The organism is bacterium (assembly GCA_023150945.1).
Classification (GTDB): Bacteria; Zhuqueibacterota; Zhuqueibacteria; order Zhuqueibacterales; family Zhuqueibacteraceae; genus Coneutiohabitans.
In genome coordinates this window covers 371,478-385,808 of the sequence record JAKLJX010000001.1, presented here as the reverse complement: position 1 = coordinate 385,808, position 14,331 = coordinate 371,478, and the positions used below count along the sequence as shown (strand labels likewise).

General features: G+C 60.4%; 9 protein-coding genes. 3 read left to right on the top strand and 6 right to left on the bottom strand.

Annotated features, from left to right (window positions below; all coding sequences use genetic code 11):
* Positions 1-153 precede the first annotated feature (153 nt).
* The 3 genes from L6R21_01515 to L6R21_01505 form a co-directional block, all read right to left on the bottom strand.
* Positions 154-960, bottom strand: coding sequence for a hypothetical protein (locus L6R21_01515; protein ID MCK6557849.1), 807 nt, complete (start codon positions 958-960; stop codon positions 154-156).
* The gene (locus L6R21_01510) at positions 957-5,705 is read right to left on the bottom strand and encodes an efflux RND transporter permease subunit (GenBank protein MCK6557848.1); all 4,749 of its coding nucleotides are present in this window, start codon (positions 5,703-5,705) and stop codon (positions 957-959) included. The genes L6R21_01515 and L6R21_01510 overlap by 4 nt, the downstream gene beginning before the upstream one ends.
* A gap of 212 nt (positions 5,706-5,917) precedes the next feature.
* Positions 5,918-6,304 (bottom strand): VOC family protein, encoded by a 387-nt coding sequence (locus tag L6R21_01505; GenBank protein ID MCK6557847.1) that lies wholly within the window; start codon positions 6,302-6,304, stop codon positions 5,918-5,920.
* 648 nt (positions 6,305-6,952) lie between these two features.
* On the opposite strand from L6R21_01505, the gene L6R21_01500 reads away from it, so the two are divergent.
* Positions 6,953-7,852 carry an ABC transporter ATP-binding protein gene (locus L6R21_01500; GenBank protein MCK6557846.1) on the top strand — a complete coding sequence of 300 codons (900 nt, stop codon included), beginning with the start codon at positions 6,953-6,955 and terminating at the stop codon, positions 7,850-7,852.
* Positions 7,853-7,916: 64 nt separating this feature from the next.
* On the opposite strand, the gene L6R21_01495 is transcribed toward L6R21_01500, so the two are convergent.
* Together L6R21_01495 and L6R21_01490 are read right to left on the bottom strand one after the other, a co-directional pair.
* The gene (locus L6R21_01495) at positions 7,917-8,480 is read right to left on the bottom strand and encodes a hypothetical protein (GenBank protein MCK6557845.1); all 564 of its coding nucleotides are present in this window, start codon (positions 8,478-8,480) and stop codon (positions 7,917-7,919) included.
* Positions 8,477-8,740, bottom strand: coding sequence for a hypothetical protein (locus L6R21_01490; protein ID MCK6557844.1), 264 nt, complete (start codon positions 8,738-8,740; stop codon positions 8,477-8,479). Before L6R21_01490 ends, L6R21_01495 begins: the two co-directional genes overlap by 4 nt.
* Positions 8,741-9,009: 269 nt before the next feature.
* Between L6R21_01490 and L6R21_01485 the strand changes: the two genes are divergently transcribed.
* Together L6R21_01485 and L6R21_01480 are read left to right on the top strand one after the other, a co-directional pair.
* Entirely contained in the window at positions 9,010-12,309 is a 3,300-nt protein-coding gene (locus L6R21_01485) for a hypothetical protein (protein MCK6557843.1), read from the top strand.
* 172 nt (positions 12,310-12,481) lie between these two features.
* Positions 12,482-14,008 carry a TolC family protein gene (locus L6R21_01480; GenBank protein ID MCK6557842.1) on the top strand — a complete coding sequence of 509 codons (1,527 nt, stop codon included), beginning with the start codon at positions 12,482-12,484 and terminating at the stop codon, positions 14,006-14,008.
* Between the two features lie 17 nt (positions 14,009-14,025).
* Here the strand turns inward: L6R21_01480 and L6R21_01475 are convergent, their stop codons facing one another.
* Positions 14,026-14,322 carry a hypothetical protein gene (locus L6R21_01475; protein MCK6557841.1) on the bottom strand — a complete coding sequence of 99 codons (297 nt, stop codon included), beginning with the start codon at positions 14,320-14,322 and terminating at the stop codon, positions 14,026-14,028.
* Between the last annotated feature and the right edge of the window lie 9 nt (positions 14,323-14,331).

Sequence of the window (14,331 nt, the reverse complement as noted above, 5' to 3'; positions counted from 1 at the left end):
TTTCCCGCACAGACACCAGGCCAAGTTTTGATCTCAAAGCGAACTCACCGCAACAGCCTCTCCCTGTGGAAGAATCCTGCAGAGGCCTCGGCTCAGCCGAGGCAGAACATTTCCCGGACAGACACCAGGCCAAGTTTTGATCTTAAAGCGAATTCACCGCAACAACCTTTCCCTCTCCTCCATCCCGCGCAGGGCGGCGAACAAGAGCAAGCCGCCCGCCAGCACCACGCCGATGCGATTCTGCCACATCCAGAGATTCCAGGTTTCAGGATCGAGCTGGCGCGGCATGTCATACGGATTGAAGTAGATGAAATAGCGCTGCGCAGCGGGCACATTCATTGAGTTGAAGATCATCATCATGATGACGAGCAGGCCGGCGGCCACCATGCCCGCGGCCAGACCGCTGCGAAACTTCACCGCAAAATACAGCGTCATTGCCCCGACAAAAAACGCCGGCACAAACCCGTGCACGGTCAGCGTGAGCACGGGCACTTCGACGATCGTGAAGAAAGCGAGCGTGCTGAGCGCGGCGGCCAGCAGCAACAGAATGGCGTTGAGCGCAGCCAAACGCAGCAGCCAGACTTTGTAACGCGAGCCGGCGGTGGTGAACATCACTTCGAGCGTGCGATTGTCCTTTTCACTGGTGATGAGCTGCATGTTCAGGTAGATGGCCAGCGCGGAAAGTGGGAACTCCAACAGCCAGGAGAGAACATCCGGCAGCGTCATGCGGTCCAGCATTTCCTGGTTGTAATTGATGACATACGCCACGATGAAATAGATCAACATTGCGGCCAGAAACCACAGCAACCGGTGCGAAAAGATGATGCGCGCCTGCAGGCGGAAAATTTCCCACACCACCGCCAGCCGCGCGCGCGGCGGCAGCTCGGCGAAACGCAGGTCGCGCACGGCCGCACGCGTCAAGGGCGGCGTTGCCGCGCGCGGGGATTCGGTTGGGATCATGAGCGTTTGCTCTCCTGCAAGAGATGAACGTAGGCATCTTCGAGCGAAGGTTCGAGTGCTTCCGCGGGCAGGCCGGGAACGGCATCGTCACTCAGGAAACGCAGGCGAATGCCGCCGTCGACTTTGCTGTGTTGTACGAGGTGCAACGATTCCCGCCAGGCCGGAAATTCTTCTTCCGGCACAATCGCTTCGAAGACCCTGCCTTGCGCGCGGCGCTGCATTTCCTCGGGCGAGCCGCGATAAATCAGGCGGCCGCCCTCGAGCACCGCGAGATCATGGCAGGTGCTGGAGATGTCTTCCACGATATGCGTGCTGAAGATCACGATGCGTTCTTTGGCCAGCTCGGCCAGGAGGTTGCGGAAACGGATGCGTTCGCGCGGATCCAGGCCGGCGGTCGGCTCGTCGACCACGATGATCTGCGGCAGATGCAGCAGCGTTTGCGCAATGCCAACGCGCTGTTTCATGCCGCCGGAAAAGGTTTTGATCTGATCATCGCGCCGTTCCCACAAGCCCACGCTGTGCAACAGATGCTCGATCAGCTCGCGGCGGGTTGCGGTTTCATAGATGCCGTTGGTCAGGGCGTGATAGTTGAGATGCTCGAGCGGCGTCATGTTTTCGTAGAGGCCGAAATCCTGCGGCAGATAGCCGATGGCGCCGTGAAACACCGCGCGATGCTCCGCCAGCATCCGGTCGTTGATCTTGATGCTGCCGTGACTCGCTTCCAGCACGCCGACAATCACGCGCATGAGCGTGGTTTTGCCGGCGCCGTTGGGACCGAGCAGGCCAAACATGCCCTGGCCGATTTCCAGATCGACGCCGTGCAACGCCCGCACTTGCGGCCGTGGCGGCCGTATGAACGGCAACAGACGAACGATCACATAGATCACCCGTTTGAGCTTGCGCAACCGGCCTGCGGGCAATTCCGGATTGATGCGGCCCTCTGCAATTTTGCGGCTGAGGCGGCGCAGTTGATAAAGCAGCAGCGCGATCACGGCGGCGATGGTGGTGAGCGCCGGCGCTTGCACACGCCACTGCAGATACACCAGCAAGAGCACGACCAGCCAGATACCGCCGGCCCGCGGGAAGTCGAGAATCGTGGCTTTCTCTTCGCTGCCAGCGTGCGCTTGCGCGCCGGCCGAGCGCGGCTTCCGGCGCAATCGCTTCAGCCAACTGGGTTGTGATCGCCGCGGCGGTTTGCCGTTCACAAATCGCCAGCGATAGTACAGCTCGCGCACGCCGAACAGCCAGGCCAGCGTCAGCAGGCTGAGGAGGGTGAGCCAGAAGCCGCTGCTGAAGAAGGTGTGCAAATAGATCAAGAGCGCACCCAGCGCCGCCATCCAGATGGCGGATTCGCGCAGGTTCTCGCGATCCCACGGCAATTGTCCGGCAACGGCAAGGCGCTGCCAGCGACGCTGCTGTTTGTTCCATTCACGCGCGAAGCGGCCGGGCGCGCCGTAGATCTTCGTCAAATTTCTGATGCGAATGTGCAGCTTCGCTTCCGCCAATTGCGCCCGCGCGCGGCGCACCGCAAAGAACTGTTGCACGCCGTAGATCAACCCGAGCACGCCGAACCACAGCGGCAGCGCAACCAGCGTGGTGTAGAGCTTGCTTTGATAGGTTTGATGAAACCAATACCCCAGCGCCACGGCGCCGGCCGTGCCCGCGCTCACCGCTTGCCAGCCCATGCGCTGCAGCCAGGCGCGGGTTTGTTCGAGGCCGACGTAGAGCACCGGCACGAACACCAGCGTCGACACGGTTGAGACCGCGAGTCCGCCGAGCACGGTGATGGCAAAGGGCGGCCACAATTCCAGTTCAGTGCCCTGCTTCAGAGCCAGCGGAAAGAGGCCGAGCACGGTCGTGCCGGAAGTCATGAGAATCGGCCGCACGCGGCTTTGCACGGCAAGCAGCACTGCGCGCTGCCAGCGCTGGCCGCGCTGGCGCAGGAGCGTGATGCGATCGATCAGAAAGATGCCGTTGTTGACGACAATGCCCAGCAACACGATGAAGCCGAGCAGGGCCATGGGCGCGCCTTCGCCGAGCGAAAGCGGCGTGCCGCTCAATGCCAGCGCGAACAGCGCGCCGATGACGGCGGTGGGCAGCGTGCCCAAAATCACGAACGGACTGAAAAAGGATTCGAATTGCGCGGCGAGCAGCATGAAGATGAGAATCGCGCCCAGGCCCAGCATCCAATAGTAGACCGTCTGCTTGTCTTCCGCGTCGACTTTTTCGATGACAAAGCCGCGCGGCAGGCGCAGCTCGCGCAGCATGCGATCGACCTGGGCCTCGGCCAGCTCCAGCCGGTTTTTCGAGTCCCTGGCCTCGCGCAAGAAATCGTAATGAATCTTCACTTCGCGCTCTTGATTGTAGCGCACGATGTTGCCCGGGCCTTCGTCGAGGCGAACCTCCGCCACTTCACGCAGCGGCACCGGCTGGCCGGCGGCATTGCTGACTTTGAGATTCTCGACTTCCTCCAGGCGCCGCTGTTCCGCGTCTTTCATTTGCAACTGCAAGTCAAGCTCGGTGGCGCCGGCATAGAAGGGCGTGCCAGCGCGCGCGCCTTCCGGCCGGGTGGCCCAGATCGTATTCATCACCTGCTGCATATCCAGCCCCCACTGCGCCAACCGCAGCCGGTCGCCGCGAATCTGCAATTCGGGCGCGCCGGTTTGCAGCTCGGAACGCACCGCTTCCTTCTCAACGTCCGGAATCGCACGCAACGTCTGCACGATCTGCTCGCTCAAGGCGCGCAGAGTGGACAGATCATAACCGCGCAAGCGCAGCGCCTTCTCGCTGCGCAAAGCGCCCGCCAAGCCTTCTTCCTGCACGATCCCTTCGCCGCGCTGCGGCCGATCGAAACTGATCTCGACGTGTTCCAGGCCGCGATTCAATGCTTTGATTTTTTCTTTGATCTTGTCGAGCTGCAGCGGCTCACGGCGCCGCTGCGGCTCCACGAACGTCAGCGCCAAATGCGCCTCTTCCGGCCGCACGCTGGCACGCACTTCCTCGAGATCAGGAAATTCGAGCATTTGATTCTCGAGACGGCGGGCAATGGTGTCGGTCGCATCGAGGGTGGCGCCCGGCGGCAGGCTGAGATAAACATCCAAGCGATCGGGCGGCGGCGGCGAGGCCGTGCCGATGATGTAGACCACGCCCATGAACAGGCTGATCAGCAGAAACACGACGACGGTGGCGATCGTGCGCACGCGATGGCGCAGGCAGGATTTGAGCAACAACCGGTAGATTTCGAGAATGCGGCCGCTGCCAAAGGGCCGCGGCGGCCGGCCGGTCAAAGTGAGCCGGGCGAGCAGCGGAATCACCGTGATCGCGACCAGCAGCGACACCAGCAGCGGAAAGATCACCGACAGCGCCAGCTCGCGCACGAACAGTTTGGCTTCACTCTCCACGAACAATACCGGCAAAAACACCAGCACAGTGGTGCCGGTGGCGGCAAGGATCGACCGGCTGACTTCGCGCGTGCCGTTGATGACCGCGGCCGCCGCCTCCTGGCCGCGCTGATAATGCGCGAACACGTTTTCCATCACCACGATGCCGTTGTCAACCAGCATGCCGACCGCCAGCGCCAGGCCGCACAAGGAGAGGATGTTGACCGAGAGCTGAAAGCCGTACATGAGATTGAACGTGACCAGCAGCGACACCGGAATCGCAATCATCAAAATGAAGACGAAGCGGACATTGCGCAGGAAGAGATAAAGCACGAGCAGCGCCAACAACGCGCCGGTGAGCGCCATTTTCTTGATGCGGTCAATGGCTTGCTGGATCAACTCCGCCTGGCTGAAATTTACCGTTAAGGTGAAGCCCTGGTTCGCCAATTCGCGGTTCAGACTCTCGATTTGCGCGAGCACGGCATTGGCCACCGCCAGCATGTTGCTGATGTTGTCCTTCTGCACGAAAATGCCGACTCCGGCTTTGCCGTTGACGCGATAGAGTTGTGTGCGTTCCGCTGGGCGGTAGCCGACCACCGCGAGGTCTTGCAGCCGCACCGGACCGCGCGGGTCAATGATCAAGTCTTTCAATTCGCGCAAGTCTTCGACGCGGCCCAGCAGATTGACATCGAGCAGGCGGCCGGCGGCCAAGACGCGCCCCAAGTGCTCCGGCTGACGGTGAAACGCCTCGACCTTCTGCTGCACCAATGCCAGTGGCACGCCCAGGGCCTCGCAGCGCTCGGGATCGATTTGAATGCCCACGGTGCGACGCTGGCCGCCGCCGAGGTTGACATTCACCACGCCGTCCACTTGCTCCAGCCGGGGGCGCACGCGCCGTTCCGCGACTTCGCGCAGCTCGTCGAGGCTGGCCTCGCCGCGAATACTGAGCTCCATCAAATAGGTGGAAAGATCGGCGGTGTCGAAGCGGTTGACTTCGATGCGCGTGCCCACCGGCAGCCGGTTCTCGAGCGCGTTCATCTTCTGCTGCAGCTTGAGCAGCGCAAACTTCATGTCCGTGCCGTGGTTGAAGGAGACCTTGGTGGTGGCATAATCGGCGAAGACCCGGCTCTCGAGATCGTGCACGCCCTCAAGCGTTGCCAGTTCCGCTTCGATGGCCACCACCAGCTCGGCTTCGATCTTTTCCGGCGAGGCGCCCGGCATGCCGGTGCCAACGTAGACCTCCGGCAGGATGAATTGCGGCAAGAGTTGCACCGGCAGGCGTTGCCAGGAGATCACACCCAGCAAGCACAAGCCCAGGGTGAGCATCAGGACGGTAATCGGGCGTTTGAGCGCGAAGGAAGTCATGAGATGGTTGAAATCGTTTCAGACGCGAGCCGGCAAACCCGCTGCACGGTGATCCTAAAAAGCATGTCCCTCCCTCCTATCATCCAGGAGGGACCCTGTGGAGATTGAGGTACAGCTCCATGTATTGCACCAAATTCCGCTGACTGACATTGCGACAGAGCTACTTCTTCAAACCAAATCCTGCGAATCCGAATCGATGCTGCAGTGCCCGCTCAACCGGCGGCTGCTTCACTCATCAGACTCAGGAGATTGTTTTCCGAATCGCGGAAGAACGCCAGCCAGAGATCATAGGCGGGCATGCGCGCGACGAGCTGCGGCGCGGCCTCGAAAGGCACGCCGCGACCGGCCAGAGTTTGATGGGCGGCGTGAATGTCTTCCACCTTGAAATAAATGATGGAACTGGGATGGTCGAACTCCGGTTTTTCCGGCAGGCCGAGCAGCAGGCGAATGCCGCCGCACGCAAAAAACGCCATGTTGGAAACGGAGAAGAGATGTTGCATGCCGAGCTGGTCGCGATAAAAGGCAGTGGCGCGGTCGAGATCATGCACGTTGACGGCGATTTGCCCGATCTGCGCCAGACCAAACTTTTCTTCAGCCATGAGAACTGCTCCCGAATAATGAGGACGATTGAATAGAGGGCCATTAAACGCAATTCTCGGCGCCGAGTTGCCTGCTCCGGCTTTCAGCCTCCGATTTGAATCGCAGGCGGCCAACCCGACCGAACGACGTTGCCCGCACGCAACGGACTTCTTGATGATGCCACTCAGTCCGCTTCAGCGGACTTCTGCTAACAGACTGCGATTTGAATCGCAGGCTGAATCTGAATCTGAATCGCAGGCGGCCAACCCGACCGAACGACGTTGCCCGCACGCAACGGACTTCTTGATGATGCCACTCAGTCCGCTTCAGCTGACTTGGGCTAACAGACTGCGATTTGAATCGCAGGCTGAATCTGAATCGCAGGCGGCCAGCCCGACCGAAAAGCGCTGCCCGCACACAACGGTCTTCTTGATGATGCCACTCAGTCCGCTTTAGCTGACTTGGGCTAACAGACTGCGATTTGAATCGCAGGCGACCACCAGACTGCGATTTGAATCGCAGGCTTTAGCGGCGGTCAACATACCAAGCGTCCCCGCCATTTTCAAGCTGAATTCCGCCACAGTGAACATTCCTCCGGCCTTGCTTTTCACTCGCAGAAGATTAGATTGACCTGCAACCTCTCAGGGAGAAATGAGTAAAAGCGGCGCATGTCCATCGACATTCGACATCTCTCCAAAACCTATGCGGGCGGCGTGCATGCCCTGCAGGACGTCACTCTCGAAATTGCCACCGGCATGTTCGGCTTGCTCGGCCCCAATGGCGCAGGCAAGAGCACCCTCATGAAGATTCTCGCCACCCTGGAAACGCCGACTGCCGGCGAGGTGTTGGTCGATGGCGCGGATCTGCGCACGCAGCGCCGGCAGATTCGGGCCTCGCTCGGTTACCTGCCGCAGTTTTTCGGCGTCTATCCGCAACTCACGGGCGCAGAATTTCTAACCTACATTGCCCGCCTCAACGGCGTGCCGGCGCGGCACGTGCGCGCCACCGTGCTGCAGATGCTGGAAAACGTCGGACTGGCCGAGGCCCGCGATCGCAAAGCCAAGACCTATTCCGGCGGCATGTTGCGCCGCCTGGGCATCGCGCAGGCATTGCTCGGCAATCCCCGCCTGCTCATCGTCGACGAGCCCACCACTGGCCTCGATCCCGAAGAACGCATTCGCTTTCGCAACCTGCTCACCGAGATCAGCCGCGACAAGATCATCATTCTCAGCACGCATATTGTGGGCGACATTTCGAGCACCTGCGAGGATCTTGCGATCTTAGCCAGGGGCCGGGTCGCTTATCGCGGCCGGCCGGAAGTGCTGGTCGCAAAAGCAGCCGGCAAAGTCTGGCAGGTGTTGATCGACGAGGCGGATTTCCCGCAGCTCGCCGCCCGCTTGCAGGTGATTTCGACGATTCCCAAACCGCCGCATCTGCTGCTGCGCGTGGTGGGCGAGCCGATCGCCGGCTATGACCTGCACAGCGTCACGCCCAATCTCGAGGATGCTTACATGCACTTCATGGAATCAGAGGTGGGACAGCGGGTGGAGGAGGAAGAGGAGGATTGAGCAGGCTTTGGGTTTTCCAAGAGTCTGTCGGGCAGCCGTCCCGCTGCCGCTGCTTGCTTCGCGTTCAGGGAGCTGCTCCAATCTCCTGCAAAAGTCGGTGCAACAGATCATCGGTTTGGAGGTCCTTCGACCAGCGGCGAAGGTAATCAATGTCAAGGGCTTTGCCTTGCACCTTGGCGGTGCCTACAGCATCGTTGAATTGGCGTTCTGACTCGCTCAGTTTGGACCACTCCAGCTTTGCCAAAATGGTGTCTTCGGCTGTGGCAAACCAGCAGCGACGTCCAAGGTAGTTGGCGGTTGTCCTTCTTTGGAATTCCGTTCGGCTAAATGGCCGTTGCTTCAAAACAATGAAATCAACTTTGAAGCCACTGTCATAATGAATCGTACTGAACATGCTGTTCCTTGCGAGGGCATCGCGCGCAGCATCGAGGTCAAAATAGAATTCTTCGGCGAGCGCGTGGGAGAATTTTTGCAGGCGCGGCTCATCAATTTCAACCACGATATCGGCATCGTGTGTGGTGCGCGGCATGCCGTGCAGATTGCTGGCAAAGGAGCCCGCGATCATGTACGCAATACCGTTTTGCTCGAGCTTGGCTGCGACGGCACCCAGCACTTCTTCGGGAGTCATGGCCGGAGGTCTTTCGCCTGGGGATAAGCTGCCAGAAACAGTTCTTCCGGTAGGGTGAGCCGAATCACAGCCAGGCGCACTTGCTCATCATCATATTCCGGATGACGCCGGCGTACGCCCATCGCCAGCAGGCGGCGCGAGGCTCGAGTCAGTTCGATGGCCAACTGCAGCCGCTCGGCGGGCGATTTCCGGCGCAGACATTCGATCTGAATCCGCTCCACTTCCGGTGAAGTGTCCAAGGGTCGTGCTGGTTTCATCATTCTGGTTCGCTCTTCGGTGCAGAGGTTTGTTCCTGCGAAGAGAGAAAATAGCTGCTCTCACGCATTTCTGCAACTGAATCTTTCCAACCGGCCAGGTCACTTTGCGCGAACCGCTTTTGGAATGGTGTCCATCAGAAAATGTTCCACCCTCGGCTGAGCCGAGGTTTTTGATGCAACGGCCAAGCCGTTACAGGAGCGCTCTTGTCAGAAAACCGCGATTTCGGACTGGCGCCAAATAAGTGATCAAGGATTCAACCATTCATTCGTCCATGAGCAAAAGCCTGCGCTACATTATGGCCGTGGCCGCGGTCGAGCGCGTGATGCTCTACCGCACCGCCAAATTCTGGGTGCTCGCCGGCCTCGGGGTGCTCATCATCGCACTGTTTCTGCTGGCCGTGACCCTGGGCCCGATTCTCGACACCGGCGCGCCCGGCGAGTTCCTGCTCACCGGCACCGATGCGTTCCTGGCAATCTATTTCTTCAGCTTCGTGCAGGCGGTTTTGATCATCTTCGTGGCCGGTGATTTTCGCAAGGCCGAGGAGAAAGCGCGCCTCGACCAAGTCATGCTCTCGCGGCCCATGACCACGGCCAACTGGGTGGTGGGCAAATATCTCGGCATCGTGAGCGGGCTGGTCTACCTCAATCTCTTCCTGCTCGGGCTGGCGGCCATCGCCCGCATCTTCAAAGTCATCTTTGCCGGCGCGGAGTTCAAGATCCTGCCCTTTCTCACCTACGCGCTGATTGCCTCGGTGCCCGCGATTTTGTTCATGACCGCCCTGGTGTTCTTTCTCGTCAGTCTGCTGCGCTCACAAGCGCTCGCCATCATTCTGCCGCTCGGCTACGTTGCCGCACTCTTGTTTCATTTCCATTTCAAGTTCGACGGCTTGCTCGACTATGGCGCCTTCTTCGCGCCTCTGTTTCACAGCGATCTCATCGGCTTTGGCGATCTCACGCCCATCCTGTGGCAGCGCCTCTTCTTCGCGCTGCTCGCCTGCGGCCTGCTGAGCTTTTCGGTCGTGCGCTATCCGAGGCTGGAGCAGTCGCCGTGGTCGCGGCGCTTCACCTTCGTTTCCGGCTTCACCTGTTTGCTGGCCGCGCTGATGATCGCCTTCAACCTCAGAGCAGATAGCCAGGCCCGGCTGGCTGCACGCGCAGCCGATTTCAAGCAGCAAGAGCAATGGCTCTCGCCTCCGCTGGCACAAGTGCGCCACTATGATTTGGAAATTTGGCTGCACGACAATGCCACGCCGCTGCGCGTCAACGCGCGGCTCGCGGTGGCCAATCCCCACAACGTTCCGCTGAGCCAGCTGGTGTTTGCCTTGAATGGCCGTCTGCGCGTCAGCCAGGTGAGCCGGCACGGTCAGGCCGCGGTGCCGTTTCAACAAGCCTCGCAACTGCTGGTGGTGGACTTGGGAGCGGCGGCTTTGCCGCCCGGCGCGAGCGACACACTCTTCGTCACGTATGCCGGCGACATCGAGGCTGACGGTTTCATGCTCGATCGCATGCCGCAGGCCACCAAATTGATTCGCCGCGATGACGGTCCGTGGGTCAAAGGCAACATTTCGGCCTGGCTCAGCGGAGAGTTGGCGGTGCTGCCGGCGCAATGCGGCTGGTATCCGGTGCCGGGCGCAGCCGCCGGCTATGCTTACGAAACGCCGCGGCCGCAGAATTTCGCCACCGCGCGGCTGCGCGTGCACACTTCGGCGCGGCTCAGCGTCATCAGCCAGGGCCGGCGGGTCTCCGAAAACCGCACGGCAAGCGGCAAAGAAACCGTGTTTGAAGTAGTGACGCCGGTGCCAGCGCTGTCGTTGAATGCGGGTGAATATCAACGTTTGGCACGGGACTTCAAAGACATCGCGATCGAGCTCTATTTCCGCGACAAACACCTGCGCGATTTGGAAGTGTTCACGGAGGTGGCCGACACCTGCTATGAAGCCATCACGCGCATGCTTGACATTTTCGAAGAAGTCGCGGGCGTGCCCTACCCCTTCGAGCGGCTGGCGCTGGTGGAGGTGCCGCTGCAGATGCAGGTCTACATGGGCCGCCACGGCGTGGAGAATGTCCTGCTGCAACCCGGCCTCGTCATGCTCGAGGAAGTGAGCCTGGCCGGCAGGCGCTTCAAGCGCGAGGTAGAAGAGCGCACCAAAGAAGCCCGGCGCCGCGGCCGCGACGATTCACCCGGCCGCATCAAACGCGATGTCTTCATCGAAGCGGTGCTCGATCTTTTGCTTCCCGACAACTACTGGGGCGGCGACGGCACGCTGCGTTCACCGCTGCGCAACTACCTGCACGCGCAATTGGACATCGCCGACCCCGTGCTCGACCGCGGCCTGGAGCTGCAGCTCTATGAAGAATGCGAGCGCCGCGTGCGCGACACTTTTTATCCCGATCGCTGGAGCGCCGCGCTCAGCAGCTTCGACCGCCTGCGTCAGATGGACGGCGAATGGGCCGTGCGGCACCGCTATGACGTGGAAGTCGATTCGGTTTTGGAAAAACTCAGCAAGACGCCGCTCACCGGCCTGCGGCCGCAGGGCAACGGCAACCTCTATCGCGCCTGCGTCGATTTCAAGGCGCCGCCGATTCTGCAAATGCTGCGCGAACGCCTCGGCGAAAAGAACTACGCTGCCGTGTTGCGCCGGCTGGTGGCGGAGCACCGCTATCAGCAAGTCAACCGCGATACCTTGTCTCGCCTCGTTCAAGCCGTTACCCCAACCGATCACAGCGAATTTTTGGAGCAGTGGTTCGAGCACGCCACGTTTCCGGGCTATCGCCTCACGCTCGCCGAGGCCGACAAACTCGACACCGGCAAGATGCGGGTGATGCACCAGGTGCGCGTGCGCGTGCAAAACGGCGAAAAGGGCGAGGGCTTCGTGCGCGTGGTGTGTGAAACGGAAAACGACAAGATTCGCCGGCCGCTGGCGCTGGGCAGTTATGAAGAAAAGGAAATGCAGCTCGCCGTCACCGAGCCTCCCAGAAACGTGCGCGTCATTCCCTATTTTTCACGCAACCGCGGCGAGATCAGAAAGCCGGTGACGCTCAACCATCGCATTCGCCGCGGCGCGCCGCGCGATACGGTTTTCACCACCGTGTCCTCGAACGATTCGCTGGCGTTTGTGCTGGATGATCAGGACGCGGGTTTTTTCACGCCGGTGAGCGCCGAGGCCAGGTATCTGCGCCCGCCCTCCAAGGGCCAGAGCTGGTGGGAAGACACCGACCCGATGGCGTACGGCAAGTACTATTTTGGCTGGCGCATGAAGCGCGGCGGTCGCGGCGACTACCCCGCGCGCTGGGAAACCAAAGTGCCGCGCACCGGCGATTATGAATTGAGTTTTCATTTGCCGATGGCCCGCAGTTGGTGGTCGCGCAATCTCAGCCGCTCGTTTCAAATCACGGTGACCAGTGCGGAAGGCAAAAGCCGGCTGGAGCTGCAGCCGCAGGAAACCGCCGAGGGCTGGCTGGCACTCGGCCGCTATCACTTCAAGACGGACCAGCCTGCCGTTATCGAATTGTCCGATGCCGGCAGCGGCTTTGTGATTGCCGATGCCGTGCGCTGGGAGTTCGTCGAGTGAGGCGCGGCCGCCCGCGCCGGTGTGAAGGCGGGAACGAATTTTCAAACGGGATTCGTCAATCAGACTTGGCGGCAAGCTGGAACCTTACAGATTGTCACTTTGAGTTGAGCAGGTCGTTCTCCGGACCGTCATTCCAAACAGAATTGCAGTGAACCTAAAGCACCTCCGACCGATGAAGCACAACACCGCCGTCGTTCTGCTGGCGCTGGCGAGCCTGCTGCTGGCCGGCGCGACCAACAGTCTGGCCCAGGTGATGCACCGGCTGACCCTGGATCAAAGCCTTGCCATTGGGCTGAACCGCAGCCAGCAGGCAAAACAGCTCGAACAATCGCTGCTCAATTCCCGCATGAGCTTGAAAGCCGCCGAGGCCAGTTTCAAGAGTTTTGGCGAGCTGGTGTTCTCCAGCCTGCCCAATCTCCGCCAGGGCATCAGCCAGACGCAAATCGGTACCGGCGAATTTGTCTTTCCCCGGCAGAACTTCGTGGACATGCAGGCGGAGCTGTTCGTCAATCAGCCGCTGGCCATGACCGACGGCGTGATTTCGCTGGTGGGTGTGATGCAGCGCTTTCATCAATCGATCACCACTTCGATCGACGTGGGCGGCACGCCGTTCGAGCAGCGGACTTCTTCCACCACCTATCTGCCGCAACTGCGGCTGCAATTCCGGCAGCCGCTGTTCACGCTCAACCGCCTGAAGACGAACTATCGCAAGGCCGATTTGAACCTCGAAAACACACTGCAGACCTACAGCCGCAGCCAGCTCGACATCATCTACAACGTCACCAGCGCCTTCTACAATCTCTTTCGCCTGCAGCAGCAACTGGCGATCGACCAGGCGCAGGCACAACAGTCCGAAAATGCCTTTCATCTTGCGCGCCTGAAGCAGCAGGCCGGGCTGTTTCCGGAGCTGGAGGTTTTGCGGCTGGAGGTCGAAATGGCGAACGCGCGCAACACTCTGGCCAACAGCCGCGCCAATCTGCAGCGCACCGAGGACAGCTTCAAGCTGCTCATCGGCCTGCCGATGGAGGACTCGGTGCGGGTGGTCACCGAACTAACCTATCGCCCGATTCAGGTTGTGCTGGAACGCGCGCTGGCCGAGGCGCTGCAGCGCCGCACCGAGCTGCGCTCCGATGAAATTGCCGTGCAATTGAGCGAAATCAGCGTGGCCGAAACCGACGCCGCCAGCGAAATCACCGGCGAGCTGTATGCGAGCTATGGCCTGTTGAATGAGGAGAAGAAATTCCGGGACGCGTTCCAGAAATTCGACACCGATCGCAGCGTCAAGCTTGCCTTGTCGGTGCCGTTGTGGGACTGGGGCAAGAACGGCGCGGAGGTGCAGGCGGCCCGCGCGGCGCTGCAAAGCGATCGTTTGACGCAGCAAAATCGCACCGAGGCCATCAAGCAGGAAATTCGCGACGCCGTACGCAATCTCGAATCCGCGCAGCAACGTCTGGAAATCACCCGCCGCAGTGAAGAATTGGCGGAGAAGAGTTATCGCATCAGCCTGCTCAAATTCGAAAGCGGAGACTTAAGCTCGCAAGACCTGGCGCTGGAGCAAAACCGCCTGACCCAGGCGCGCACCAATTCCCTCAACGCGATCATCGACTACAAGCAGGCGCTCGCTGATTTGCGGCGCAAGACGTTGTGGGATTTCGAACTGGAGGCGCCGGTGCAGGTCACCGCGCCGCCGGCGCGTTGACCCGAGGCGGCATCCAGTCACCATGCCTCGAACGAGCAGGAACCAAGGAAGGCAGAAGCGACCGCGAAGGCACGCAAGAAAAAGATTCGAGTTTTGTCTTTCATGATTGCCGACAAAAAGTGATCGGGAGAACTTTGCGGCTTTGCATCTCTGCGTGAATTCTTTCGCCCAAAGTGGAAGAAGGCGGAGATTTTCAGAATTGCTACAAGACCCGCAGCAATGCAGGTCGAGAAAGCAGCCACCGGACAAATTTTTGCTTTTTTTGCAACGAGTTTACTCTTTAGTGACCAAGGGCTAGAGGCAGCGATCACCAAGAGCTAGTC